Source organism: Actinopolyspora sp. BKK2, assembly GCF_011291845.1.
Classification (GTDB): domain Bacteria; phylum Actinomycetota; class Actinomycetes; order Mycobacteriales; family Pseudonocardiaceae; genus Actinopolyspora; species Actinopolyspora saharensis.
This window is the reverse complement of record NZ_JAANTE010000011.1, coordinates 82,620-108,713: the sequence shown is the minus strand read 5'-3', so window position 1 is coordinate 108,713 and position 26,094 is coordinate 82,620. Positions and strand designations below refer to the sequence as shown.

At 71.0% G+C, this 26,094-nt stretch carries 21 protein-coding genes; 10 read left to right on the top strand and 11 right to left on the bottom strand.

Going from position 1 to position 26,094, the window contains the following annotated elements; genetic code table 11:
- The first annotated feature begins 175 nt into the window (after nucleotides 1–175).
- The gene (locus G9Q41_RS19465; protein ID WP_165633728.1) at nucleotides 176–1,678 is read left to right on the top strand and encodes an Hsp70 family protein; all 1,503 of its coding nucleotides are present in this window, start codon (nucleotides 176–178) and stop codon (nucleotides 1,676–1,678) included.
- A 76-nt stretch (nucleotides 1,679–1,754) separates the two neighbouring features.
- Complete coding sequence (locus G9Q41_RS19460; protein ID WP_347567616.1) at nucleotides 1,755–4,331, top strand: LuxR C-terminal-related transcriptional regulator; 2,577 nt, start codon at nucleotides 1,755–1,757, stop codon at nucleotides 4,329–4,331.
- Nucleotides 4,332–4,471: 140 nt separating this feature from the next.
- On the opposite strand, the gene G9Q41_RS19455 is transcribed toward G9Q41_RS19460, so the two are convergent.
- Nucleotides 4,472–5,551: an alpha/beta hydrolase gene (locus G9Q41_RS19455; protein WP_347567615.1), complete on the bottom strand. Its 1,080-nt coding sequence runs from the start codon at nucleotides 5,549–5,551 to the stop codon at nucleotides 4,472–4,474.
- Nucleotides 5,552–6,030: 479 nt separating this feature from the next.
- On the opposite strand from G9Q41_RS19455, the gene G9Q41_RS19450 reads away from it, so the two are divergent.
- On the top strand, nucleotides 6,031–6,585 hold the full coding sequence (locus G9Q41_RS19450) for an NAD(P)H-dependent oxidoreductase (protein WP_092524718.1): 555 nt from the start codon (nucleotides 6,031–6,033) through the stop codon (nucleotides 6,583–6,585).
- Between the two features lie 132 nt (nucleotides 6,586–6,717).
- A complete protein-coding gene (locus G9Q41_RS19445; protein WP_092524716.1) occupies nucleotides 6,718–7,197 on the top strand; it encodes a DNA starvation/stationary phase protection protein in 480 nt (159 codons plus the stop codon).
- A 671-nt stretch (nucleotides 7,198–7,868) separates the two neighbouring features.
- Here G9Q41_RS19445 and G9Q41_RS19440 read toward each other — a convergent pair.
- The 3 genes from G9Q41_RS19440 to G9Q41_RS19430 form a co-directional block, all read right to left on the bottom strand.
- Nucleotides 7,869–8,930 carry an NADH:flavin oxidoreductase/NADH oxidase gene (locus tag G9Q41_RS19440; RefSeq protein WP_165633726.1) on the bottom strand — a complete coding sequence of 354 codons (1,062 nt, stop codon included), beginning with the start codon at nucleotides 8,928–8,930 and terminating at the stop codon, nucleotides 7,869–7,871.
- A 68-nt stretch (nucleotides 8,931–8,998) separates the two neighbouring features.
- Nucleotides 8,999–9,925 (bottom strand): nucleoside hydrolase, encoded by a 927-nt coding sequence (locus G9Q41_RS19435; protein WP_165633725.1) that lies wholly within the window; start codon nucleotides 9,923–9,925, stop codon nucleotides 8,999–9,001.
- Nucleotides 9,926–10,033: 108 nt separating this feature from the next.
- A complete protein-coding gene (locus G9Q41_RS19430; protein ID WP_092524712.1) occupies nucleotides 10,034–10,795 on the bottom strand; it encodes an oxidoreductase in 762 nt (253 codons plus the stop codon).
- Nucleotides 10,796–11,045: 250 nt separating this feature from the next.
- Between G9Q41_RS19430 and acs the strand changes: the two genes are divergently transcribed.
- The 3 genes from acs to G9Q41_RS19415 all read left to right on the top strand — a co-directional run bounded on the left by acs (nucleotide 11,046) and on the right by G9Q41_RS19415 (nucleotide 15,446).
- Complete coding sequence (acs, locus tag G9Q41_RS19425; protein WP_092524710.1) at nucleotides 11,046–13,019, top strand: acetate--CoA ligase; 1,974 nt, start codon at nucleotides 11,046–11,048, stop codon at nucleotides 13,017–13,019.
- A 341-nt stretch (nucleotides 13,020–13,360) separates the two neighbouring features.
- Nucleotides 13,361–14,611, top strand: coding sequence for a Na+/H+ antiporter NhaA (nhaA, locus tag G9Q41_RS19420; protein WP_165633724.1), 1,251 nt, complete (start codon nucleotides 13,361–13,363; stop codon nucleotides 14,609–14,611).
- Between the two features lie 325 nt (nucleotides 14,612–14,936).
- A complete protein-coding gene (locus G9Q41_RS19415) occupies nucleotides 14,937–15,446 on the top strand; it encodes a phage holin family protein (protein ID WP_092524706.1) in 510 nt (169 codons plus the stop codon).
- Nucleotides 15,447–15,554: 108 nt separating this feature from the next.
- Here the strand turns inward: G9Q41_RS19415 and G9Q41_RS19410 are convergent, their stop codons facing one another.
- From G9Q41_RS19410 to nth, 4 genes are all read right to left on the bottom strand, one after another.
- A complete protein-coding gene (locus G9Q41_RS19410) occupies nucleotides 15,555–16,742 on the bottom strand; it encodes a MarP family serine protease (RefSeq protein ID WP_092524703.1) in 1,188 nt (395 codons plus the stop codon).
- Between the two features lie 427 nt (nucleotides 16,743–17,169).
- The gene (locus G9Q41_RS19405; RefSeq protein WP_165633723.1) at nucleotides 17,170–17,877 is read right to left on the bottom strand and encodes a CoA pyrophosphatase; all 708 of its coding nucleotides are present in this window, start codon (nucleotides 17,875–17,877) and stop codon (nucleotides 17,170–17,172) included.
- On the bottom strand, nucleotides 17,874–18,542 hold the full coding sequence (locus G9Q41_RS19400; protein WP_165633722.1) for a TlpA disulfide reductase family protein: 669 nt from the start codon (nucleotides 18,540–18,542) through the stop codon (nucleotides 17,874–17,876). Before G9Q41_RS19400 ends, G9Q41_RS19405 begins: the two co-directional genes overlap by 4 nt.
- Nucleotides 18,539–19,279: an endonuclease III gene (gene nth / locus G9Q41_RS19395; RefSeq protein ID WP_207631550.1), complete on the bottom strand. Its 741-nt coding sequence runs from the start codon at nucleotides 19,277–19,279 to the stop codon at nucleotides 18,539–18,541. The genes G9Q41_RS19400 and nth overlap by 4 nt, the downstream gene beginning before the upstream one ends.
- Nucleotides 19,280–19,630: 351 nt before the next feature.
- Here nth and G9Q41_RS19390 point away from each other — a divergent pair, with 351 nt between their 5' ends.
- The 3 genes from G9Q41_RS19390 to G9Q41_RS19380 all read left to right on the top strand — a co-directional run bounded on the left by G9Q41_RS19390 (nucleotide 19,631) and on the right by G9Q41_RS19380 (nucleotide 22,748).
- Complete coding sequence (locus G9Q41_RS19390; protein WP_017972867.1) at nucleotides 19,631–19,885, top strand: hypothetical protein; 255 nt, start codon at nucleotides 19,631–19,633, stop codon at nucleotides 19,883–19,885.
- A gap of 94 nt (nucleotides 19,886–19,979) precedes the next feature.
- Nucleotides 19,980–20,654 (top strand): Crp/Fnr family transcriptional regulator, encoded by a 675-nt coding sequence (locus tag G9Q41_RS19385; protein WP_017972868.1) that lies wholly within the window; start codon nucleotides 19,980–19,982, stop codon nucleotides 20,652–20,654.
- A gap of 858 nt (nucleotides 20,655–21,512) precedes the next feature.
- The gene (locus G9Q41_RS19380) at nucleotides 21,513–22,748 is read left to right on the top strand and encodes an MFS transporter (RefSeq protein ID WP_245695832.1); all 1,236 of its coding nucleotides are present in this window, start codon (nucleotides 21,513–21,515) and stop codon (nucleotides 22,746–22,748) included.
- 71 nt (nucleotides 22,749–22,819) lie between these two features.
- Here the strand turns inward: G9Q41_RS19380 and G9Q41_RS19375 are convergent, their stop codons facing one another.
- The 3 genes from G9Q41_RS19375 to G9Q41_RS19365 form a co-directional block, all read right to left on the bottom strand.
- The gene (locus G9Q41_RS19375; RefSeq protein ID WP_347567614.1) at nucleotides 22,820–23,659 is read right to left on the bottom strand and encodes an MBL fold metallo-hydrolase; all 840 of its coding nucleotides are present in this window, start codon (nucleotides 23,657–23,659) and stop codon (nucleotides 22,820–22,822) included.
- A gap of 104 nt (nucleotides 23,660–23,763) precedes the next feature.
- The gene (locus G9Q41_RS19370; RefSeq protein WP_092527686.1) at nucleotides 23,764–24,573 is read right to left on the bottom strand and encodes an NUDIX domain-containing protein; all 810 of its coding nucleotides are present in this window, start codon (nucleotides 24,571–24,573) and stop codon (nucleotides 23,764–23,766) included.
- A 73-nt stretch (nucleotides 24,574–24,646) separates the two neighbouring features.
- Nucleotides 24,647–26,089: a hypothetical protein gene (locus tag G9Q41_RS19365; RefSeq protein WP_165633721.1), complete on the bottom strand. Its 1,443-nt coding sequence runs from the start codon at nucleotides 26,087–26,089 to the stop codon at nucleotides 24,647–24,649.
- Between the last annotated feature and the right edge of the window lie 5 nt (nucleotides 26,090–26,094).

The following is a 26,094-nucleotide window of genomic DNA, read 5'->3' as shown; positions in this document are numbered from 1 at the left end:
TTATTGGTGAACCTGTTAGGGGACTTTGATGCGTCACTCGTTAGGGGATCAATGGGGCGGGTCACATCTTTGCGTAATCGAGTCCGCGCTAGGTTGGACCGGCGGGCTCTCCGGGCGAACCCCGTGTGATCGTCCTGTGACGGGAAGTGTGGCCGGGTAGGTCGGAAGGGATGACATGCCTTACGTTCTCGGGGTTCATCTGGGTACGAGCACGACCTCGGCCGCTGTGATGGGCAGAAACGGTGGGCGCTGGACGGCGGCCACCCCGTTCCCGCTCGGGTCCGCGCGGCCCGACGTTCCGAGCGTCGTGGCTCGCGCACCGGACGGTGGGTACTTGGCGGGAGAGGCCGCCGCCGCGAAACAGGCCGAGTCACACGAATGGGGCTGTTCCGGCTTCGTCTCCGCCCTGGGCGAGGACGCGCCGCTGCTCCTCGGTGGCGAATTCGTGCACGCGCACCGACTGGCGGCCGCGATGATCGAGTGGGTGGCCGACCAGGTGGCGCACCGGCACGGCCATCCGGCCGAGCACATCGCAGTCACGCACAGCTCGACCTGGGGCCCCCACAGGACGCACCTGCTGCACCTGGCGCTGGCCGAACTGGGGCTGACCGACGTCACCCTCCTGTCGGAGCCGTTCGCCGTGGCCGTGGACTACGCGACCAGGCAGGGCGTTGCGAACGGCGGTTCGATCGCCGTCGGGAACCTCGGCAGCAGCGGTTCCAGCGCCGCCGTGCTGCGCAAGGACGAACCGCACGACTCGGACGGCACCGTGGCCACCGAGCGGGGGCCGGGCTCGGGGCTGGACTTCCTCGGGACTCCCGTGGATTCGGGCGAATCCGCGGGGGCCGATCTGGACGACCTGGTGCTCGAGCGGGTCCGCCCCGACTTCGGGGAGGCCCTGAGCCGGCTCGACCCGACCGAACCGCGGGAGCGCGGTGCCGCGCTCCGGCTGCGGGCGGAGTGCTCCAAGGCCAAGGAGGAGCTCTCCCAGCGGGAGTCGACTCGGGTGAACGTGCTGCTTCCCGGGAGCTCGGGGGAGGTGCCGTTGGCCCGCGCGCACTACGAGCGACTCGCGCGTCCGTACCTGGAGTGGGTCCCCGAGATCCTGGTCCAGGCGATCCAGTCGGCCTCGTTGAGCCCGGAGGACCTCGAAGCGGTCGTGCTCGCGGGCGGTCCGGCCCGGACTCCGTTGTTGCGAAATCTTGTCCAACAACGTCTTTACGAGACGCAGCCCGGCCTGGAAACAATCGAGTCACCGGTGCGAGTGGACCGATCGCCCGAGCTCGTGGCCGCGCGCGGGGCGGCGTGCTGGGCGGCGGAGGCGCTGTCCGCGGCGACCGACCGCGCCGTGGCCGGGGCGGAGACGAGCGTGCTGATGCGCGTGAGCGACCGGGAGGACAACTCCTCCCCCGCGTCCTCCGATGAGTACGATGTGGACGGAGCGGAGGCGGAGATCGACGATGTGTCCTCGGACTCCACCGCAGAGCCACCGCGCCCACCGGTGGAAGTCGAGCCGATGCACGTCGAACCCCCTCCGAAGCGGAAAGCCCTCAAGGTAGCCAAGCTGTCGCTGGCGGCACTGCTGATCATTTTCGGGTTGGTGATGACAGTGATGCAGGGCTTCGGCGGGAGCCAACAACCCGCGTCTCCGGGAGTAATGCAACAGGTCGGCAAGTGAACCCCGTCGTACGGGCAAGGCGAAGACGGAACGCGAGACCCGAACACCGAACACCGCTCACCGATTGGGACCGTTCGTGAACCACCCCAGCGCCACACGGCCCGCGCCGGACGCGGGGTCCGCACACCACCCGTGGGAGGTCGTCCAACCGCGCGCGGCGGAAGGACTTCGGGAGGAGATAGCCGCCAACCCGTCCAAACCGGTCACCGCCGTCGTGCGCGGCGTCGGCGGAAGCGGGAAGACGACGCTGCTGGCCAGGCTGGCCCGGATCTACAGGGACGCGGGCGTTGCGGTGCACGATTCGGTGGAGGCCGCGCTCGCGGAGCCGGATCCGGGGGGTGCGGCGCTGTTGCTCGACGACGCCCAGCTGCTGCGCGAGAGCACGCTGCGCGAGCTGCTTCCGCTGGTGTCCGCCGGTCCGGTGCGGGTGGTCCTGGCCTGCCGCCCGTGGCCGTGTCCCGAACCGCTGTCCGAGCTGATCTCGCGCTTCGGGCGCAATCGTCCCGTGGTCAACCTCGGCGAGCTGAGTTCCGGGGAGATCGGTGAGCAGTTGCGCCGGATGTCCGGCGCTTCCCACGAGCCCGAGACCGTCGAGCGGATCCGCGCGTTCAGCGGAGGGATCCCCGCCCTGCTGGGGCACACCCTGGAGGCGTGCGATCCGCGTGAGCTCACCGAGCCGGAGGAGGTGCGGCTGTCGCGGCTGGTGCTCGACCGCTTCGGGGAGGAACTGGGGGCGCTGGACGAACTGGCGCGCCGCTGCCTGACCGCCCTCTCCGTCGGCGGGACCACGCACCCGGTGCTGCTCGGCACAGTTCTCGGCGTGGAGTCGACCGACGTCGCGCCCGCGCTGGAGGAGCTGCGCGCGGCCGGCCTGCTGGACGAGCTGGACGCTCCCCACCCGTTCGTGCGCAACGCCGTGCTCGCGCTCACTTCCTGGGAGAAGCGGCTGGCCGTGCTGCGCGTGCTCGTGCGCAACCAGCTCGACCGGGCGGGCTCCGTCGCGCGGCTGATGTGCCCGCTGCTCGGCACCGATTCCGCGCTGCCCACCGATCCGGTCCTGGCCTCCGGCTTCGAGGCGGCAGGTCGCGAGGTGCTGTTCGACTCGCCCGAGCTGGCCGTGCGCATGTTCGACTCGGCGGTGGCTACCGGTTCGCCCGCCGTCTCGGTCGCCGCGCGCAGGGCCAGGGCCGTGGCACTGCGCGGAGAGCTCGACGAGGCGGTGCGCACTGCCGACCGGGTCATCGTGGACGAGTCCGCGCCGGAGCGGGACCTGGCCATCAGGGTTTCGGCGACGGTGCTGGCCCACCGGGGGTTGCCCGAGCGCTCCGCGGAGCTGTGCCGCTGGTCGGCGCGTCATGTCCCCTGGGCGGGGGACACGGCGTTCGCCGTCCTGGGACTGGTGGACACCGGACGGATCGCCGAGGCCGGGGAGCTGCTGCGCGACTGGCCGGACGCGGGGCCGCCGACTTCGGTCTCCGGAGCGGGCGAGCAGCTCGCCCGCGGGTTCTACGACTCGGTCACCGGGTCGTCCCCCGATGCGCTGTCGACGCTGGTGCGCTCGGCGTCGCTGGCCGAGCCCGTCGGTGCGGAACTGCTGGCCCCGGACACGCCCGCCGCCGTCGCGGCCACGGTCGCCACCCACTGCGGAGAGTTCGACGTGGCCGACTCCGTGCTGGATAGGGCGCTCGCCGCCGACGCGGGAGGGCCGTTGGCACGGGTGCGGCACCGGCTGCTCGCGGTTTGGCCGCCGCTGCTGAAGGGCGACACCACCACGGCACGGCGGGAACTGGACCGGGTGGTCGACGATCCGGCCGTCCTGCCCGTCAAGGACAGACTCGTGGCGATCGCGCTGGAAGCGGGCATCGCCAGCAGGGACAACGACATGTCGGCGCTGGAGCGCGCGGTGTTCCGGGCGCGCAAGGCCGTGGCCGAGCACCCGGCCGACCTGTTCGCCCTGCTGCCGCTGAGCGAACTGGCCGTGGCGGGGGCGCGGCTGCGCGACCGGGACTGGCTGCTGCCGCAGCTGCGCGAGGCGCACGAGCTGCTGAACAAGTTCGACGAGCCCGCGCTGTGGGCGGCTCCGCTGTACTGGAGGGAGCTGCAGGCGGCGATCGTGCTGGACGACCGGGAGCGTGCCGCCGAGCACGCGGCCGCGCTCGCGCGGGTGTCCGGGGGCGGCCAGTTCGCCACCGCGCTGTCCGAGGCGGCCGAGGTGTGGCTGCGCCTGCTGGACGGGGAGGTGGACGAGGAGCTGGTCCGGAAGACCGCCCGCGGGCTGTGCGGAGTCGGGCTGGTGTGGGACGGTGCCGGACTGGCCGGGCAGGCGGCCCTCCGCACGAAGGACCGCGGCACCATGCTGGCGCTGCTGGAGTGCGCCAGGTCCCTGCAGGGCAAGAGCCCCCGCCCGTACCGGCACCCGGCCGACGGCACGAGCGGTGTCGGCCCCTCCGGTGGTGAGGGGGAGTTGCTGAGCGACCGGGAGCGCGAAGTGGCCGAACTGGTGCTCGGCGGGATGACCTACAAGCAGGTGGGCCAGCGCCTGTTCATCTCGGCCAAGACCGTCGAGCACCACATCGGCAGGATCAAGCAGCGGTTGGACTGCTCGACCCGCGAGGAGCTGCTCGCCAGGCTGCGCTCCTTGCTGGGGCAGTGAGCCTCCGCCCTGGTCGGCGTCCGACTCGCTCGGCGGAACGTTTCGCGCGAAACCGTCACCTCGGGGCCGTTCCGGGGAAACGCTTCGCGCGAAACTTCCGGGCATCCGCCGCGGCTCGCGTGAGCCGGACGAGGCGGCTCCTACTCGGAGTGCAGCGCGAGGCCGGCGCGCAGGTGACCCACGGTCTCGAACATGACCTCGCGCAGCCTGGTGCTCGCGCCGAGCAGGTTGCCGAACCCGTGGACCAGGTCGGGGAACCGTCGGGAGATCACCGGGACTCCCGCGGCGGACAGCCGCCGCGCGTACTCCTCGCCCTCGTCCCGCAGCGGATCGAATCCGGCCGTGATCAGCACGGTCGGTGCCAGCCCGCTCAGGTCCTCGTTCAACAGCACCGACAGCCGCGGATCGGCGCGCTCGGCCACGTTCGGCTGGTACATGTCCATGAACCAGTCCATGTCCCCGTCGGTGAGCAGGAAGCCGTTGCTGAACAGTTCCCGGGAGCGCCTGCGGGTGCTGGCGTCCACGGCGGGGTAGAGCAGGAACTGCAGCACCGGGCTCTTGAGCCCGTTCGCGACGGCGTGCTGGGCCACCCCCGCGGCCAGGTTCCCGCCCGCGCTGTCCCCGCCGACCGCGATGGAGTCGGGGCTGGAACCGAGGTCGGCGGCGTTGTCCAGCACGTGCTGGTAGGCGTCGACGGCGTCCTCGGCGGCAGCGGGGAAGGGGTGCTCGGGGGCGAGCCTGTAGTCCACCGACAGCACCCGGACGTCGGCGTACTTGGCCAGGAAGCGGCACAGCTCGTCGTGCGTGTCGAGGTCACCGACCACCCAGCCGCCACCGTGGTAGAACAGGAGCAGGCTGCCGGGCTCGGTCAACCCCTCGGGGCGGTACAGCCGGGCGTCGAGCTCGCCGGAGCGGGTTCGCACCGAGCGCTTGCTGACCTGCACTCCAGAGATCTCGGCGCCGCGCGTGACCTCCAGCCCCTGCAGCATCCCCGAGCGCGCCTTCTCCGGTGTGTCGGCGGCCATGCGTTCCTGCCCCGCGAGTGCCTGCAGCCGCAGCAGCGCCTGCACCTCCAGCGCGAGCTCCTGGCCGTCGAGCCGGACGGGAGGCCCCGCGATGCGGCGCAGCAGCGGGCGCGGGAGTTTCAGCAGCCCGTGCAGCACGGCGGACTGGGCGCGCTTCTGCAGGGACTGCGGAATGATGTCGACAGCGTTGGACACGGCTGGACCTTTCCACGATCGGAACCGACGATGGAGGGCGGTAGCCTCCACCCCGCCGGGTGGCTCGGTGCCTGTTTCGGAGTTGTGCACTTCGGCGGCCCCTCGTCCCGGCTCCCGCCTCGAGCGCGTGGCGAGACGTCCACAGCGGCTCGTTCGTGCGGCGATGTGCCACGTGCTCTGCTTCTCGCGGTGAGTCGGACCAGGACGTCGGAGCGGATCACCCGGCTCGAACCCCCCGGGACGATCTCGGTTGGTTCTCGCCGCGTGAGGCGCACTACGCTGAGGCTACCGCTCGGTAGTGCGTGGTGCGAGCCACGCGGCCGAGGATTGACTTGGAGTGCGGTCGAACCCATACCGTGACTCGGTCGGCTCGACCGATCGAATGGTGGTGACCTCGATGGGTGGTTACACCGGGTAGTGAAGTGCGTGTTTCTCGGCCGAGGTCCGGCGAGCACGCGGATTCGGGAAGGAATTTTTCGATGTCGGTGACCGTAGTGGGGATCGGCGGCTCGGTGCGGGCCGATTCGCAGTCCGAACGTGCCCTGCACGCGGCGCTGGCCGGCGCGCGGGACAGCGGAGCGAAGGTCCACGCGATAACCGGGAGCGGGCTGGTCATGCCCTTCTACGACCCGGCGGTCACCGAACGCGTCACGAACGCCCGCGAACTCGTGGACGCCCTGCGGGAAGCGGACGGGGTGGTGCTGGCCTCCCCCGGATACCACGGAACGGTGTCCGGGCTGGTGAAGAACGCCCTGGACCACGTGGAGGACCTGCGGGACGACCGACGTCCCTACCTGCAGGGCAGAGCGGTCGGGTGCGTGGGCATCGCCTACGGGTGGCAGGCGACCGTGAACACCATGCAGGCGCTGCGCTCGGTGACTCACGCGCTGCGCGGCTGGCCGACCCCGCTGGGAGCGGCGGTCAACTCGGCCGAGAGCAGGCTGGGGCCCGGCGGGGAGTGCGCCGACGAGAAGGTCGCCTCGACGCTGCACACCATCGGCGAGCAGGTGGCCGAGTTCGCGCTGGGACGCTGACCGGGGCGCTCACCCGCGCTGCCCGGGCCGCCCGCGCGACGGGCGCGGGTTTGCCGGTTCGATCGCCCGGGTACTCCACGCGAGCCCCCGGATTCCAATGCCGTAGTGGGGGCTGCGAGGAGGTGCGACGAAATGGCCGAGAAGGGTCCGATCACCAGCCCGCTTGGTGACTCCGAACGGGACATAACGGCCAAGTCTTTGCAAGGCACTCTGGTCGACCTCGTCGACCTGCACCTGGTTGCCAAGCAGGCGCATTGGAACGTGGTGGGCAGTGACTTCCGCAGTGTCCACCTGCAACTGGACGAGCTGGTCAGCAGCGCGCGCGAGTTCGCCGACAGCGTCGCCGAACGCGCCGCCGCCATCGGCGCCTCCCCGGACGCGCGGGCGAACACGGTCGCCGAGAGCTCGGGAGTGCCCGAGTTCGAGTCCGGCTGGCGCCGCGACAGCGACGTGATCGCGGCGATGGTGGAGGTGCTGGACAAGCTGATCAGGAGGCTGCGGGCCCGGATCGACGAGACGGACAAGACCGATCAGGTGACGCAGGACCTGCTGATCTCCATAGCGGCGAAGCTCGAGGAGGCGCACTGGATGTGGCAGGCCAAGACTTTGTGAGGTTGTTCGGCTCGCTTGTCGTAGGTGGTTGCGTGGCGGAACCTCAGTCGGCGCCCGGCTCCGGGAGCCTCGACATCGGGTAGCGACCTACACAACGTCGAGGCTGTCCTCGCCGGGCACTCGACTGAGAACCCGCGGCGGTGCCGATTGCCCAGGCTCAAAGCGCCTGCGTTGGGGTGAGGCTTTTCGGGGGCTGGCTTGTCGTGGGTGGTTGCGTGGCGGTGCGGGTGGCGGAACCTCTCGCGGGGTCTCGCTCCGGAAGGCCCAGCACCGGGTAGGCGCCCCTCGGCACCTCGGGTTGCGCGGTTTCGCGCGAAACGTTCCCCTCGTGCGGCACGAGACCCCCGCGGCGGTGCCGAGTGTTGGGCCGCTGGGAAGCGAGCCGCGCCGCGTGCGACGACTCCCGATCGGTCGCGGTCGCGCCCGGGGACGACGACCGTCCCATGTGGACCTCCGGGTGGCGTTCGCGCGGATCGGGGACGAAGAACCACCGGGTGATCCGTTTCGACCACGTGGTCGGTTTTCGGTGGTGATTCGGTCGGCCCGGTTCCCCGGCACCGCGCAACGCGGTCGCCGGGGAACCGGGCCGATTCCTCCCCGAAGGGCCCGCTGTCAGGGGACCGCCGGAATCCCCCTCGACCGGAACCGGGCGGTCCACCGGCAGCGGACGCTCAGCGGGCGGCCCGCTCGTACTGGCGAGGCCACAGCGAGTCCGCGCGCAACCGGTCGGCCGCGTGCAGCGGCCAGTGCGGGTCGCGCAGCAGCTCGCGGGCCAGCAGCACCGAGTCGGCCGACCCGGAGGCCACGATCTCCTCGGCCTGCTCGGGGGAGGTGATCATGCCGACGGCGCCGGTGGGCACCCCCGACTCCTGCCTGATCTGCCGGGCGTAGGGCACCTGGTAGCCCGCGCCGACCGGGATGGAGACCCCGGGGACCGCCCCGCCGGTCGAGGCGTCGACCAGGTCGACACCGCGCTCGGACAGCAGCCCGGCCAGCCGCGCGGAGTCCGCACCGCTCCAGCCGTCCTCGGTCCAGTCGGTCGCCGAGATCCGCGCGAACAGCGGCTTGCCCTCCGGCCACACCTCGCGCACCGCTTCGGTGATCTCCAGCAGCACTCGCACGCGGCCGTCGAAGTCGCCGCCGTACCGGTCGGTGCGGTCGTTGACCAGCGGCGAGTAGAACTGGTGGGCCAGGTAGCCGTGCGCGAAGTGCAGCTCCACCACGTCGAAGCCGGCCTCGTCGGCCCGGCGGGCCGCCTCGGCGAACCGTCCCGGCAGCGCGGCGACCTCCTCGGTGCTCAGCGCGCGGGGAGCGGTCAGCTCACCGAACGCCGCGGAGGTGGAGCTGACGGTGGTCCAGCCGCCGTCCTCCTCCGAGAGGCTGTGGCCGCCCTCCCACGGGGCCGAGGTGGAGGCCTTGCGCCCCGCGTGGGCGAGCTGCACGCCGCTCGTGGCGCCCTGGGCGCGGATGAAGTCGGTGATCCGCTTCCAGGCGGCCACCTGCTCGTCGTTGTACAGCCCCGTGTCGCCCGGGCTGATCCTGCCCTCCGGGGTCACGGCGGTGGCCTCGCTGATCACCAGCCCGGCGCCCCCGGTGGCGAACTGCCCCAGGTGCACCAGGTGCCAGTCGTCCGGCACGCCGTCGGTGGCCGAGTACTGGCACATCGGCGAGACCCAGGCGCGGTTGCGGATGTCTACGTCACGGAACTTGACGGGTTCGAACAGTTGACTCACATCTGCTGGGACTCCGCAGCGGAGCGGAATATTCCGCTACGTTCCGTACGTCACTTCCGAACGGCCGCTCAGCCCATCCCGGTGGCCACCCGACCGAACGAGTCGGTGACCAGGTCCCAGAAACCCTCCTGGTCGAGAGCGGTCGCCACGGCGGCGTTGCTCGCGGCCTCCGGCTCGAAGTCGGTCACGGTCATCCCGGAGCTGAACCGGCCGGAGGTCTCCACGTCCACTCGCGCCTCGGCGAGGGTGAACAGCTCGGGAGCGATCACGTAGGCCACCGCGCAGGCGTCGTGGATCGCGGGCCCGTGCTCGCGGTACTGCCGATTGCTCTCGTAGAAGTCCAGGCAGGGGCTGAGCAGTTCGTCCTGCAGGCGTCCCAGCCCGGTGAAGCGCTGCCGCACCGCGGCCGTGGCCCTGGCCTGGTGGGTCAGGTCCAGACCGAACATGACCGTGCGCCACGGGGCCTCGAACACCACGCTCGCCGCCTCCGGATCGGCGGCGATGTTGAACTCTGCCGCCGGGCTGAAGTTGCCGCGGGTGTAGGAGCCCCCCATGATCACGAACTCCCGCACCCACTCGGTGATGCGCGGCTCCAGCTGCAGCGCCAGCGCGATGTTGGTAAGTGGACCGACCGCCACGAGGCTGATCTCCCCGGGGGAGGCCGCGATCGTGCTCACGATGTGGTCGACCGCGTGCTCGGGCACCGGGTCGGCCTTGGCCGTCGGGAGGACCACGTCACCGAGCCCGGTGTTGCCGTGCACGTTGGACGCTGCGCTGCCGGGCCGGACGAGCGGGCGCGCCGCCCCGCGCGCCACCGGGACGTCCATGCCGTAGAACTCGGCCAGCGCCAGGGCGTTCGGGGTGGTGTGCTCGATCCCCACGTTGCCGGACACGGTGGTTATGCCCGCCACCTCGACCGCGGGGCTGCCGTGGGCGAGGGCGATCGCCAGCGCGTCGTCGATTCCGGGGTCGCAGTCGAGCAGGATTCGTTTCACGGTGTCGCCTTCTGTGCTTCGCGGGCGCGGCCCACGAACCGGTCGCCTCGTGCGCACGGTCCGCGCCGAACCCCTGTTTTCTCGGTCGGTCCGCCGTCCGGCGGACGGTCATCCCTGCACGGAGTCCGCGATCGACTTCGCCTCGCGGGATCCGGTCTCCAGCGTCTTGCAGCAGTACTCGATCCAGGAGGAGACCCCCTCGGATCCGCCGGAGGCGAACCCGCGGGCGGCCGCGGCGTAGTCCTCCTGGCGGCGGAAGTGGGCCACCTCGGGGACCACGAGTCCCTTGGGATCCAGCCCGCTGGCGATCACGGTCATCCGGGAGGCCGCGCGGGCGATGATCCCGTCGACCTCGCCGAACGGCGCCAGCGCGAGCAGTTCCCCGTGCACCACGGCGGCCTGCACAGGTCCGGGGATCGTGCCCTGGGCGTTCCCGCTCACCTCTGTGACCGTGCGGGCCAGCAGGTCCAGCCGCGAGGAGACCTCCTCGTCCGCGCGGGGACGCCCGAGGCGCTCCTGCTCGTGCTCGCCGACGAGGTCGGCCGCGGCCAGCACGTGCAACCTGGCCAGGGCCTGCAGCGGGGCGCGCTGCCAGGTCGGCAGCAGGGGGCCGATCGCCTCGGCGACCCGCAGGGAACCGGCGAGCAGCGGATCGCTCACCTCGCCGCCCTCCGGGATTTCGGCGGCTCCGCCCGCGACCGCGGCGGAGGCCCGCGCGGCGCGCACCGAGGCCTCGGCCGCGGTGGTGGGCCAGCCTCTGCGGTTCGCCGGGTGCTCGTGCACCTCGTCGATCGCCGACCTGGCGGTTTCGACCGCTTCGGGGACGCCCGGCAGTTGGACCAGCGGGCGTAGCGACTCCTGCGCGTTCACGTCACGAGACGCTACCCGTTGGTGACGAAAAAACGATGCGCCCTCCGCCACACGGGGCAAAGTGAATCCTTCGGACGGGCGTAGCAAAGTGAGAAGTATTACACTCATTGTGACTTGTCAGTGATGTGCAGCACCGAACAGGGGAATTGGTATCGACCTTCCCCCAGTTCATCTCTATCGAAGTGAGCCGGATCGCACTACCGTTCGTCACAGACAGAGCTGTGCCAGCAGCGACGGAGGTTCGACAGCGATGAGTCAGCCCGAGGGGCAGAGCAACACGTTGGACAATTTGCTCGAGGAGAACAGAACGTTCCCTCCCACTGCGGAGTTCGCGGCCAACGCGAACGCCACGGCCGAGCTGTACGCGAAAGCCGACGAGGACCGTCTGGGCTTCTGGGCCGAGCAGGCACGGCGCTTACAGTGGGACACCGAGTGGGACCAGGTTCTGGACTGGTCGAATCCTCCTTTCGCCGAGTGGTTCGTCGGGGGCCGGCTGAACGTCGCGCACAACTGCGTCGACCGGCACGTCGAAGCGGGCAACGGTGATCGGGTCGCCATCTACTGGGAGGGCGAACCCGGTGACTCCCGGAGGATCACCTACTCCGACCTGCAGCGCGAGGTGTCCAAGACCGCCAACGCGCTGGCCGAGCTCGGAGTCGGCTCGGGCGACCGGGTGGCCATCTACCTGCCGATGCTGCCCGAGGCCGTCTTCTCGATGCTGGCCTGCGCCCGGCTGGGCGCGCTGCACAGCGTGGTCTTCGGCGGCTTCTCCGCCGAGGCGCTGCGCAGCAGGATCAACGACGCCGAGGCCACGGTGGTGATCACCTGCGACGGCCAGTTCCGGCGCGGTCAGGCCATGCCGCTCAAGGCCAACGTGGACGAGGCGGTCACCGGCACGCCGAGCGTCGAGCACGTGCTGGTGGTGCAGCGCACCGAGGCCGAGGTCGAGTGGAACTCGGAGAGGGACAAGTGGTGGCACGACGTCGTCGACCGCCAGCCCGAGCAGCACGCGGCCGAGTCCTTCGACTCCGAGCACCCGCTGTACATCCTCTACACCTCGGGCACCACGGGTAAGCCCAAGGGCATCCTGCACACCTCGGGTGGTTACCTCACCCAGGCCGCCTACACCCACAACGCGGTGTTCGACCTCAAGCCGGAGTCGGACGTGTACTGGTGCACGGCCGACATCGGCTGGGTGACCGGCCACACCTACATCGTCTACGGCCCGCTGGCCAACGGCGCGAGCCAGGTCATCTACGAGGGCACCCCGAACAGCCCCCACGAGGGCAGGCACTGGGAGATCGTGCAGAAGTACGGGGTGACGCTGTACTACACGGCCCCGACCACGATCCGCACCTTCATGAAGTGGGGAGCCGAGATCCCGGCTCAGTACGACCTGTCCACCCTGCGGGTGCTGGGCACGGTGGGTGAACCCATCAACCCGGAGGCGTGGATGTGGTACCGCGACCAGATCGGCGGCGGCACCGCTCCCATCGTCGACACCTGGTGGCAGACCGAGACCGGCGCCATCATGATCTCCCCGCTCCCCGGTGTGACGGCGGCCAAGCCCGGCTCGGCGCAGCAGCCGCTGCCCGGCGTGTCCGCGAGCGTGGTCGACGAGAACGGGAACCAGGTCGGCAACGGTGAGGGCGGACTGCTCGTGCTGGACAAGCCCTGGCCGTCCATGCTGCGCGGTATCTGGGGCGACCAGCAGCGCTTCGTGGACACCTACTGGTCCCGCTTCGCGGAGCAGGGCTACTACTTCGCCGGGGACGGGGCCAAGTACGACGACGACGGCGATCTCTGGCTGCTGGGCCGGGTGGACGACGTCATGAACGTCTCCGGGCACCGCATCTCCACGACCGAGGTCGAATCGGCGCTGGTCTCGCACCCGACCGTGGCCGAGGCGGCCGTGGTCGGAGCATCCGACCCGACCACCGGGCAGGGCATCGTGGCCTTCGTGATCACCCGCGGGGACCACGCCGGGGAGACGACGGTCAGCGCCCTGCGCGATCACGTCGCCCAGTCGATCGGTCCCATCGCCAAGCCGCGTCAGATCATGGTCGTGTCCGAGCTCCCCAAGACGCGCAGCGGCAAGATCATGCGCAGGCTGCTGCGGGACGTCGCGGAGAACCGCGAGGTCGGCGACGTGTCCACGCTCGCCGACTCCAGCGTCATGGACCAGATCACGGCGGGCATGCAGTCCGGCAAGGACGAGGGCTGAACGTGTTCGGCTGAACACGCTGTCGAGGGGAGGACGCGGAAGGGCGCCTCCCCTCGATTTTTCTCACACGGGGACCCCGAACGGCTTCTCACCCGACTGGAGCAGTGCGGTCAGCGCCCGGGCGGCCCGCGTCGAAACACCAGCTCAGCCGGCTTCGACGTGCCCCTTAGCAACTTCGTCGAAGATTGACAAGCCGTCCCGGGCGAGCGCGGGCGAACACGCGCCGTGCTGCTCGCGAAACGCCGTACGGTGGGTTCGGCCGTGTTAAGGTCACTCGCGGGGCGAGTCGGAACACTGGTCATTGTGGAGCAAGTGGCGTAATCAATCTCGGGAGCAACTCCGTGGCGAAATCGCAGCGCAACCGAGCAAAACGGTCCGCCGCCCCGGAGGAGGCCCGGGGGTTTGACTTCGGTTCCTACCTGCGAAACGAAACCGTCGGCGGCATGCTCATGCTCGCCGCCACCGTTGTCGCGTTGGTCGCGGCCAACTCGCCGATCTCCGGCTTCTACGAGGCCGCCCGCGAGTTCACCGTCGGGCCGCACGCCCTGCACCTCGACCTGACGCTCGGGGAGTGGGCCAAGGACGGCCTGCTGGCGATCTTCTTCTTCGTCGCGGGGCTGGAGCTCAAGCGGGAGCTGATCCTCGGGGACCTCTCCGATCGCAAGACGGCGACGCTTCCGGTGCTGGCAGCGCTCGGCGGCATGATCGTGCCAGCCGTGGTGGCCGCCGCCATCGGATTCGGAGCGCCGGGGGCGGCGCAGGCCTGGGCCATCCCGGTGGCCACCGACATCGCCTTCGCCCTGGGCGTGCTCTCGCTGACCTCCTCGGCCATGCCGACCACCGCGCGGGTGTTCCTGCTCAGTCTGGCCGTGGTCGACGACCTCGGGGCGATCGTGGTCATCGCGGTGCTGTTCACCTCGGGTCTGAACCTGCTCGCCCTGCTGATCGCCGTCGTGCTGTGCGCGGGCTACTGGTACGCCCAGCGCAAGCGCATCCGCACGTCGTGGCTGTACGTCCCGCTGGCCGTGGCCACCTGGGTGGCGGTGCACAGCAGCGGCGTCCACGCCACCATCGCCGGGGTGGCCCTCGGCCTGCTGACCAGGGTGCGCACCGACCCGTACGAGCGGGCTTCGCCCTCCATGCGGCTGGAGCACCGGCTCCAGCCTTGGTCGGCCGCCCTGGTGGTGCCGATCTTCGCCCTGTTCGCCGCCGGAGTTCCGGTGGGCGGGGACGCGCTGGGTGCCGTCTTCCACGACCGGATCGCCATCGCGGTCATGGTGGGTCTGGTGTTCGGCAAGATGCTGGGCATATTCGGTACTTCCTTCATAGCGGTCAAGCTCGGCTTCGGAACGCCGCCCAAGGGTGTGGCGTGGCGCGACCTGTTCGCGCTGGCGATGCTCGGCGGGGTCGGATTCACGGTGAGCCTGCTGATAGCCGACCTCTCGCTGACCGGCGCCGCCGCGGACCGCGCCAAGGCCGCCGTGCTGATCGCGTCCGCCGTCGCCTCCGTGGTCGCCACGGCGATGCTGGTGCTGCGCAGGAAGCGCGATCGTTCCCAGCCCCAGGTCCAGCCCCAGGGCGAGCAGGCGTGATCCACTCCCGCGGGGGACGGCGCGACCACGGGTGAGGATCGTTCCCGAGTGAGCGCTTCGCCGCGGTCGGGCCCCGCGGCCGGGCGGGCTCCGGTCGATTCGCCTCGTCTCCGGGCGCAGCTCGCGGCGCTGCGCCCGCGGCCGAGTGCGCTGGTCCCGCCGTGCGATGCGCCCCGTGCCGTGGTGGGAACGTCGTGTGGTCCCGGCGCGACGTCGATCCCCGCGAACGGCCTCCGGCCGCTGGAGCGACCAGCTGGACCCGGGCGGGCGTGGTGACCCCGCTGTCGGGCGCGTCACTGAGTCGGGATCACGGCTTCGTGGCACGATGACGATCGTGAACAGTGCCCAGAACAAACGACACGAAGACTCCGACGCCACCACGGTCTCGACGGCCACGTCGATCCCGATGTCCGAAGAGGACACCGGGTCCGGGGGGGAGCAGTCGATCGGAACTCTCGCGCGGGACGTCGCGACCCACCTCTCGGCGCTGGTGCGCGGGGAACTCGAGCTGGCCAAGGCCGAAGTGGCCGGTGAGGTGCGCAAGGCGCTCAAGGGCAGCGTCTTCTTCGTCCTCGCGCTGACCGTGCTCGCCTTCAGCAGCTTCTTCCTGTTCTTCACCCTCGCCGAGGGGCTGGCGGCCGTCGGACTGTGGCGGTGGGCCGCGTTCGGGATCGTGTTCCTGCTGATGCTGGTGGTCGCCATCCTGCTGGCCCTGCTCGGCTACCTGCGCGTGCGCAAGGTGCGAGCTCCGCGGCGGACGATCGACACCCTGAAGGACACGGCACAACTGCGACACCGGCACTCGGACGGCGCGGAGCAGCAGGAGAGCTCGTGAGCCCCGCCCGTCGCGCCGCGAGGCGTTCGGGGTGATCTCGGCAGGGCGCCCGCGCCGCGAGGCGATCCCGCTCGGCAGGCGCGAGGCTCCCGGAGGGAGCCCGCGGGCTCACTCCGTGCACGGGCCGGTGGGCACCTCGGCGGTCAGCGAGGAGGCGGAGGCCACTTCGTCGGAGATCTCCTCGGCCGTGAGGGCGAACCCGGTGTTGCGGTCGTCCACGGCGGCGCCGAAGACCAGCCCCACGACCTCACCGCGGTCGTTCACCAGCGGACCCCCGGAATTGCCGCTCTGCACCTGGGCCCGCACCGTGTAGACGTCGCGCATCACGGTCGAGTCTCCGTAGATGTCCGGTCCGCGCAGGTCGATCCGCTCCCGAACCCTGCCCGCGGAAGCGGTGTAGGGCCCGTCCAGCGGATAGCCGAGCACGAGCACGTCGGACCCGGAGGTGGCCTGCCCGGGACTCAGATCGAGCGATTCGGCGTTCAGCGAGGGCACGGACAGGACCGCGACGTCCTCCTCGGGATCGAACGAGACCACTTTGGCGGCGAACTGGCCGCGTCCGATCTCGACGAAGACGCTGTCGGTTCCGGCCACCACGTGCGCGTTGGTCAGCACCCTGTTCGGGGAGACCACGAAGCCGGTTCCCTCCAACGCGCGTCCGCAGTCGGGCGCCCGACCGCGCACCTTGACGACGCTGGGACGAACCTGGCGGACGACCTCGCTGTGCGCCAACGCGGGGTCCGGGGGCTCGATGCTGGCGACCGGGGTCCGCGAGAACGGTTCCAGGGTCTGGGGGAACCCGCTGATCCCCAGCATGCTCCGCAGGTCGGAGGGAAGGGAGCGCGCCGATTCGGGCATCATCGAATCGACGGTGCGCAGCACCCTGGAGTCGCTCACGGCGGAGGCCAGGCTCGGCAGCGCCGAGGCGGCGGTGAACGGCAGCGCCACCAGCCACGCCACGACGAACACGGCGATCCCCTGCAGCAGCGCTCCCAGCGCGTTGTCGACGCCGATGAGCCTGCGGTGCCCGGTTATGCGGTCCCGGAGCTGTCTGCCCACCCACATGCCGAGAGTCTCGCCCAGGGCCACGAGCAGCACGACGATCCCCACGCCGAAGCCGATCCTGGCGGCCGGACTGTCCAGCCGTTCCAGCAGCAGCGGGGCCGAGCGCACACCGATGATCGCTCCCGCGATCACCCCGATGAAGGAGAGCGAGGCGGTGACCAGGCCGTTGTGCGCGCCCGAGACCGCTGCCAGCAGTGCCAGCAGCACTACTAGTAAGTCGACCCAGTTCACCGATCACCTCGATCTGGAGAGTGCGCGGTTCGGTTTGCTTGGTGGGTTCCGTGGCGGAACCTCTCGCGGGCTCTCGCTCCGACCAGGCCCGACATCGGGTAGCGGCCTACACAACGTCGGGCCTTCCTCGCGAGAGCACCACGAGAGAACCCGCGGTCGGTCGAGCTGCCCGGACTCGTAAGCATCCGCGTCGGACGGGCACTTCGGCGGGGCCGACTGCGTGGGCGCGGGGAAGCGGCTTGGCCGCCGATCCGACCGAGCGCGTGCTCGCTCCATCCGCGCGCTCCCTCCGGCTGCGGACGTCAGGGGACTTCGAGTGGCGATTGCTCCGTCCGGGTCGAGTCGCGCCGGGCAGAGTCGCGCACGCGGGCCGACCGAAGGTGATCACCTCCCGAAGGGTTCGCCGCCCATTCCAACGGATCCGATCTCAACGCTGGCAACCGGGATCAGCCGCCTCCACCGCGGCTCTCCACGCCTCGTCCAGATCCCGCACGTCCCCACGGTTCCACTCCCGTGACCAGCCCGCGAGGTCGAGCAGGCCGGAGAGCAGGCCACCGGTGAACCCCCAGACCAGCATTCCCGGCACCAGGAAGGCGGGCGAGGTCCTGCCAGCCAGGCGCACCCTGAACCGGTTGGCCGGGTCGGACAGCCGCGCGATGGGCACTCGGGCCACTGCGGCGGTCTCGTCCGGATCCACCGGCTGCACCGGAGCGGGCTCGTGCCAGTGGGCGAGCACCGGGGTCACCCGGAACGAGCTGTAGGCCAGGTGGAGCTCGGGCAGCTTCGCCACCGGGGTGATCCCCGACGGCAGCACGCCGACCTCCTCGATCGACTCGCGGAGAGCGGCGTCGACGGGCCCCGCGTCGCCGCTGTCCACGGCCCCTCCGGGGAAGGCGACCTGCCCGGGGTGCGAGTTCAACCCGTCAGCGCGGCGCAGCAGCAGCACGTCCGGACCGGTCCGTTCGTCCTCCTCACCGAGCAGGATCAGCACCGCTGCCGGGCGCACGTCCTCCCCGCGGGGGGTCCGGGGCCAGCCGAGTGCCTCCGCTTCGACCTCGGCGGTTCGCTCGACCAGTGGCCGCAGCCAGTCGGGAAGTCGTCTCGGGTCCACCAGCGGGCCGTGTTCCTCGTTCACCGCGCCTCCAGCTCGTCGTCCACCGCCCGGCGGATCTGTTCGGGACTCTCGAACACCTCGGGAGGCAACCGCTCGACCCGGCCCTCGGGGGTGACGAGGTAACTGGCGGGCAGTGGTCTGGGAGCGGGCAGCGCTTCGGCGACGCGCTCCCGCTTCGCGTGCAGCACCGGCAGCCGCACGTTCAGGCCGTCCAGCAGCTCGAGTCCCGCTTCCTGCCGGCTCTGGACCTGCAGGCCGACCACGCGCACCGAGTTCGGCTGTTCGGAGTACTCCTGCAGGGCGGGCAGTTCCTCGCGGCAGGGCGGGCACCAGGTGGCCCACACGTTGACCAGGGTGGTCCGTCCCGCCAGCGTCTCGGCCAGGTCGGTCCGGGAACCGTCGCCCAGGCAGGTCCCCGTGACCCCGCTGAGCGGGGAATCCCGCGCCGCCGTGGAGGTGCCGGTGCCGGAGGGGGGAACGCATCCCGCGAGGTCGGCTCGCTGGCGCAGGGTGTCCACACCGGGGCGGGAGCGCTCGGCCGCTCCGGGCCGGGGGGCCGTCCCGGAGGAGGGGTCCTCGCCGCGCGGCCACAGCGCCACCGCGCCGAGCACGGCCACCACCACCACGATCAGCGTCCAGCGGATCTCGTGGCCGAACCCGCGCCGATCCGGCTGCTCGGAACTCATCGCGTCGTCGACTCCCCGGATCCAGCCGTGCGTGCCTCGTCTCCCCCGACCTCGGTACGCACTCCGGCGAGTTCGAGCAACCTCTCGGACTCCGGACCGCGCACCAGCTCGGCCGCCTCGCCCGGATCGGTCGGGCCGATCCCGTAGGACGGGCAGTCCTTGCGCAGCGGGCAGGCCCCGCACGCGGGCTTGCGGGCGTGGCAGACCCGCCGACCGTGGAAGATCACCCGGTGCGAGAGCATCGTCCACTCCGCGCGGGGGATGAGCTCGCCGACGGCGTGCTCGATCCGGACCGGGTCGGAGGACTCGGTCCAGCCCCAGCGCCCGACGAGGCGGGCGAAGTGCGTGTCCACCGTCAGACCGGGCACGTCGAAGGCGTTGCCCAGGATCACGTTGGCCGTCTTGCGGCCGATGCCGGGCAGCTTGACCAGTTCCTCCAGCGTCGCGGGCACCTCCCCGCCGTGCCGCTCGACGAGGGCGGCCCCCAGCCCCATCAGGGAGTTGGTCTTGTTCCGGTAGAAACCGGTCGAGCGGATCAGCTCCTCCAGCTCGGTGCGGTCGGCCGCCGCGTAGTCGGCCGCCGTGGGGTAGCGGGCGAACAGCTTCGGCGTCACCTCGTTGACGCGCTTGTCCGTGCACTGGGCGGAGAGGATCGTGGCCACCGCCAACTGCAGCGGGTCCTCGAAGTTCAGCTCGCAGTGCGCGTCGGGGTACGCCGTGGTGAGCGTGCGCATCATCCTGCGTGCGCGCCTTACCAGTCCGAGCCTGGTCTCGGACGAGCGTTTGCGTTGCGTGTTGCTTGGAGCTGGGTCGGACACTCCACTAGCCTACGGCCCGGGAAGGCGTGCGGACCTCCGTCCGAGGGATGAGCGGGGGACGACCCGGCGCCGTCGTGTGATCCGTGTCATGTTCGCGAGTGCTGTGGTGCGCTCGTGCTCGCCCGATGGGAGGGGGCGGGAAGGCCGTGCGGCGTTCCCGGGGTCGTCCGTGATCGCGCGTTTCACGGTTCCGTGCGGAGCGAGGCCGGAGTGCTGTTGACGCACCCCGGTTGCGAGTGTCACCGAGCTATGAGCGAAGATTGGGTCACAATGACTGCCTGGTTCGTGATCGTCGTACCGCTTGTGATCATGTTTTTCACGCTCTTCATGGAGCGTGTCGAGGCTCGGCTTCGGCATGGTGCGGTGCAGGAGAACGAGGTGGAGGAGCTGCTGGAGAACGCCCGGCCCGATGAGGTCCGGGCGCTGTTCCGGCAGGGAATTGGACGTGCGCTGGAGCTGTTCCAGCTTCGCAGGGTGGGACGCGCCGGCAGACTACGTACCCGCCGGTCACGCGATCGGTCGTAGACTGGTTGTGGTGATAGGCGGCACACGCCGGTAGCCGCTCCATGGCGGTATCGGCGTAGAGAGCAGCCGCCGCGTCTCAACATGGAGGGACGAGGTGGACGAGACCCTGTCGCGGGCCGGCATCTTCCAAGGAGTGGAGCCGGCGGCCGCGGAGGCACTGACGCAATCGCTGGAACCGGCTGAGTTCCCGCGGGGCCACGTGATTTTCGCCGAGGGTGAGCCGGGGGATCGCCTGTACATCATCCAGTCCGGCAAGGTCAAGCTCGGTCGGAAGTCTCCGGACGGCCGGGAGAACCTGCTTGCGATCATGGGCCCTTCGGACATGTTCGGTGAGCTTTCGATCTTCGATCCGGGGCCGCGGACGTCGACGGCCACGACGGTCACCGACGTGCGCGCGCTGACGATGGACCGGAGTGCGCTGCGCCAGTGGATCGGAACGCGCCCGGAGATCGCCGAGCAGCTGCTCCGCGTGGTCGCCCGTAGGCTGCGCAGGACGAACGGCATGCTGGCCGACCTCATCTTCACGGATGTCCCGGGTCGGGTGGCCAAGGCGCTGTTGCAGCTCGCGCAACGCTTCGGCAGCCAGGAGTCCGGTCTGCTGCGGGTGACGCACGATCTCACCCAGGAGGAGATCGCACAGTACGTCGGGGCTTCGCGGGAGACGGTGAACAAGGCGCTCGCCGATTTCGCGCACCGCGGTTGGCTTCGACTCGAAGGCAAGAGCGTGCTGATTCTCGATCCGGAACGGCTGGCTCGCCGGGCCCGCTGATCCGCGCTCCGCGAACAGACACGACCGTACTTCCGACGCTCCCTCGAGCGTGGCCGCAGCGCCGACCGTTCACCGCGTCCGGAGAACTCGGACGGGGACGGGCGGTGCGGTTTTTCGTGTCCGCGTGAGGTTGTTCACCTTAGGTTCGCCTTGGACGGTGCTGGTTGCCGTCCGACGCCGGGCGCGGCTCCTGCGAGCCGGTTCGGAGCTCGGGCGAGCGGAGGTGGCGCGGGCGCGTGCCCGCTGAAGTACGGGAAGTGCGGGAGGCCGTGCGGCGAGCCCCGCAGGCGAATCGGATGGTTCGACGCGGGGCTCGCGGAGCCTGCCGCGGCTGACTGGAGTCCCGCCGGAGAGAACGGTGCGACGCCGGGTTCCGAAAAAAGAAGGGGCCGGGCGCCACCCCCGACGCGGCGCTCCGGTCCCTTCTCACCGCGTGGTCCGTCCCCCGACCAACCACGCTTTTCCCCGATCCCTCGATGTGTCGGCCCCGAACCAGCACATCGAAGGCTTGTTTCCGGTTGTTCCGCCGCCGAACTCCCGTGCGACGACGGAAGGTCCTGGCGCCGGTCCAGCTGACTGGATCCCGGTGGCCACGCCGAGTGTTCCATCGATCACCCGTACGTTGCTCACCTTTAGCTTGCGCCTTCTGCAGCGGCCTTGCCAAGCCCTTTCACCCGTGAAGACGTACTGGGCGGAGTTGGGGTTGCGTGTTCGTGGAAATTTCTTCGGGGAATTTCGAGCGCGACCCCTCCGAGCGCGCGGGCGGCCCCGGCGCCCGCTCACCCCTGCCGTGCTGGTGATTCGGTTAACCCCGAAATTCATTGGTACTGCCGTACCACTTTCGTGATACTGGGCCGCGTGTCCAACTCCGTGACCCTCACCGATTACCGAACGGCATTGCGCACCCGCGGCGCCACGGCGCCGGTGGTGACCTCGATACTGGCGCGGCTGCCCGTGGCCATGATCGGCCTGGCCCTGCTGCTCTACATCCAGCGCACCACCGACTCCTTCGGAGTGGCCGGTCTGGTCTCGGCGGGCAACCTCCTCGGGGTGGCCTTCGGCTCGGTGTTCCAGGGGCGGATCATGGACCGGGTCGGACCCACCCGCCCGCTGCTGGTGGTTTCCGGGATCTTCGTCGTGCTCGTGGCCACCGAGATAGCCGTCATCGAGTCGGGTGGCCCCGCGGTCGCGCTGGTTCCGCTGGCCGTGGCCGTGGGGACGTGTGAGCCCATGACCGGCCCCGCCTCCAGGGCGCTGTGGACGCTGCTGCTGCCCGAGGGGCGCGTGCGGGACGCGGCCTACTCCTACGAGGCCATCAGCATGGAGGTGTTCTTCATCCTGGGCCCGGGGCTGGCCGGTCTGCTCGTGACCATGCCCTGGGCGGGGACCGGCCTGGTCGCCGGAGCGGCGTGCATGGTCGTGGGAAGCGTCGGCTTCGCGCTGACTCCGGCGGCCCGCGCTCAACGCCCCCGGACGGAGTCCTCCACCGCGGGATCGGTACTCGGGGCGCTGGCCACACCGGGGATGCGCAGCGTAGCGCTGGCGGCCTTCGGTTTCGGGGCGGTGCTGGGAATGGTCGAGGTGGCGGTCCCCGCGGCCGCCGAGCGCACCGGGCACGCCGCCGTGGGCGGACTGCTGCTCAGCGTGCTGTCGGTGAGTTCCGTGATCGTCGGAGTGCTGTACGGGATGCGCCCGTGGCCACGTCCGATGCACCTCAGGCTGCCCGCCCTGCTGTCCGCCTTCGGCGCGCTGGTCATGCTGCTGATCCTGCCCGAGAGCCTCCTGGGGCTCACAGTGGCGCTGCTGATCGCGGGAAGCCTGGTCACCCCTCAGTCCACGGCGCACTCGGTCGCCCTCGAAGCGGCCGCGCCGAAGGGCACGGCCACGGAGGCGTTCGGATGGGTCATCACCTCCGTGACCCTGGGAGCCGCGGCGGGGCAGTCGCTCAGCGGCCAGCTCGTGGAGCTGCAGGCCCCGCCGCTGTCCTTCGCCACGGCGGGCGCCATCGGTCTGGTCCTCGGCGGGCTGCTCTGGACACGGCGGCGCACGCTGCTGCCCGCGCGAACCGAAACTCCGCAGCAGGCGGCGGTCTGACTCCGACCGGTTCCGGGAGCTCGACTCCGGGGCGGCGCGAACCGGGCCTCGCGCGGGAGGAGAGCGAGCGGTCAGAGCTCTCCCCGCTCGCGGAGGTACTCCAGCTGGGCCAGCACCGTGCTCTCGGCCGCCGGCCGCACGGAGGGATCGACATCGGCGTAGACGACGTCGGTGACCCGCCGAGCGCTCACCTCCCCCTCCATCCCGCTGATCGCGGCGCGCACCTGGTCGATCCGCTGCCTGCGGTGCTCGAGGTAGTGCTCGGCGACCTCGCGGGCATCGGGGGCCTCGGGGCCGTGCCCCGGCAGCAACCGGGTGCCCGGAGCGAGCTCGCCCAGCCTGCGCAGCGAGCTCAGGTACGAGCCGAGGTGGCCGTCATCGGCCATCACCACGGTGGTCCCGCGGCCGAGGAGGGTGTCGCCCGCGAACAGGGCGGGGACTCCGCCGTGCTCGGTGTGCAGGCACATCGAGTCCGCCGTGTGCCCGGGGGTTACCAGCACCCGCAGCTCCAGGCCCGCGGCCTCGACGACCTCGCCGTCCTCCAGCGGTCCGGAACCGAACCCCCCGGACGTGCTCCGCGTGGCGCTCGTGCACCACGCGGGGTCCACCGCGCGGACCGGCGCCCCGGTCAGCTCCACCAGCTCTTCCAGGCCGTCCGTGTGGTCCGGGTGGTGGTGCGTCAGCAGCACCCCGGCGAGGGGGAGGTGCTCGCCGACGGCGCGCAGGTGCTCCGCGTCGGCCGGGCCCGGGTCGACCACCACGCACTCGCCCGCTCCGGGAGCGCCCACGAGCCAGGTGTTGGTGCCGTCCAGGGTCATCGGCCCCGGGTTGTGCGCCAGCCGTACGGCGGCGTACTCGAGGACGGGACGCAGCACCCCGTAGGTGGGGTGTGCCGAGGACCGCGTACTCACTCGTCGTTCCTTTCCGGATCTCGCGTCGCGCCACCGAGGCCTCGGTGGCGCGCTGGCGGCGGGGTAGCGCCGAGCGCGCCACCCGAGCAGCCCGAGCCGGGAACTCACTCCTGTCCGGGCAGGATCACGCGCCAGGCTCCGTCGCGGTGAACCACCTTCGGGATGACCTTGTCGATCTCCCGCTCGACGGTCAAGGCGCTCGCGACGTCGGAGCAGTCCGCCAACTCGGTCAACGTCACCCAGGTGGGCGGGAGCAGACCGCACTCGCCGGAACGCCAGTCGTTCAGCGCCTCCGCGGGCAGGCGCCAGTAGGCCTCGGCGGCCTCCCCGGTGAGACCGTCGGCGCGCTGTCCCTCGGGAATGCTGGTGAGGAAGAACCGCGTGTCGTACCGACGTGGTTCCACGGCCGGGGTCACCCAGTTCGACCAGGGACGCAGCAGATCGGCCCGCAGCACCAGCCCGTGCTCGGCGAGCATCCCCGCCAGGGAGAGCTCCTTGGCGACCAGGGCCTGCCGCTCCTCCGCGTAGCGCGCGGCCTCGCCGACCACGCTCTCGTGGCTCTCCCCCGCGAGCAGGACCCCCGATTCCTCGAAGGTCTCGCGCACGGCCGCGCAGACCAGCGAGCGAGCTCGCTGCTCGTCACAACCGAAGCGCGCGGCCCACCACCCGGGGGAGGGGCCGGCCCACGCGATGTCCGCGTCGTCGTCGCGCTCGTCGACGCCTCCACCGGGGAAGGCCGTCATGCCACCGGCGAAGGGCATGCCCCTGACCCGGCGCTGCAGGAACACCTCGGGCCCTCCCGGACCGTCCCGCAGCAGGATCACCGTGGCCGCGTCGCGCGGAGTGACCGGCGGGTCGGGTGGTCGCTCGGGGACCAGCTCGTCCGGCAGGGTCAGTTCGGCGGGCAGACGCATGAACGCGAGCCTAGCGGCCACCACCGGGGTGACGGCACCGTGCGGCGTGCGGGGAACTCGTCCTCCGCGGGGATCACGGCTGCTGCGGTCCGACCGAGCCGATCGGGGGGAAGTTCCCGGTCCCCGGCACGGTCGTGGTGCGCGGGTCCTGCTGCGTCTCACCGCTCGCCCGGGGAGCCGGCTCCGCGAACGCGTCCTGGGACTCGGCCTGGTCCGGTTCCCTGTCCTGCTCCCGCTGCGCCAGCTCCTCGTGCAGCTTCCGCAGCAGGTTGCGCTCCCGGTCGGTGAGTTTGGCGTCCACGGCCGCGGGAACGTTCGGGTTGGACGCGGGCTCGTCCGGCTCGGGTTGCGGGGAGTGCGCGCGGTCCGAGTCGTCGTCCGCCGCGGGAGCGGGCTCCGCCGCGGGCGCGGGGGGCCCGGCCGCGGAGGAGGGCAAGCTCATCGAATCCGGCTGGTTCCCCCGCTCGGGGAACTCCCGCTCGGGAAACCCCCCTCGCTCGGGGAACTCCTGCTCGGGGAACTCGCGAGGTGCCGATCCGGAGATGTCGGCGGCAGGGCGGTCGTCGAGGATGAAGCCGGTTTGCTCCGGGTCCGGTTCGCCCGATGAGGACCGCTCCCCCTGGTACGGGGCGTAAGGGGGCAGGTCCTCGATGGGAGGCAGTCCCTGCGGGAGGTAGTCGGACCGGTCGGTTTCCTCCTGCTCGACAACGGGCCACTCGGCCGTGGTGCTCACCGCGGGCGAGCCGAGGTCGGGCTCCTCCCCCAGCGTGGAGGACTCGTGCTGCTGCCGTGCCCGCGTCGGCGCTGGTTCGGGAAACGTCTCCTGGTGGTGGACCTGCTTCGTGAAGTCCTCGAAGGAGTGATTCCCGCGTGCTTCGTGCCGCGTGGCCCCGGGGAGATCGACGGGGGCCTGGTCCAGCTCCACCTCGTGGGAGACGGCCAGCGCGTCGCGGTGGTACTCGGGCAGCTCGCTGCCGGTCTCGAAGGCCTCGACCGAGCAGGCCGTGCCGGAACGGCGCAGTGCCTGCACGAGCTGGTACCCGGTGGGCCCGACCGCTGTCGATCCGTCCACTTCGGCCAGCAGCACTCTGCGGGGCACCGCTTCGGCCGCGACGCCGGCCGCCGTGGTCCGCGCCGCGCACCACAGCGAACGCAGGTTCGGCAGGCGGGGCGCCACCGCGCGCAGCGCCGCGACGAGGTCGTCGACCCGCTCCGGCTCGGTGAACCTGTGCGGCTCCGGGGTTCCGGTCTCGCCGGGTACGAGCCGTTCGGCCAGCCCGCTGCGCGAATTGGCCTGGCCGAGGATCGTCGCGAGCTCGCGCTGCTCCGCGCGGTTCACCACGATTCCGCCTGCCAGCAGCGATCCGGTGACGAGCTCGGCGGCGGCATCGGTCTGGCCCGCTCCCGCGAGCTCGCGCGCGGTGTTGACCGCGTCGTCGTCCAACCGTCCGGTGAGGTTCAGCAGCAGGTCGTGCAGCCGCTCGGCCGGTCCGGCGCCGTCTGCCACGTCCACCACGGGGC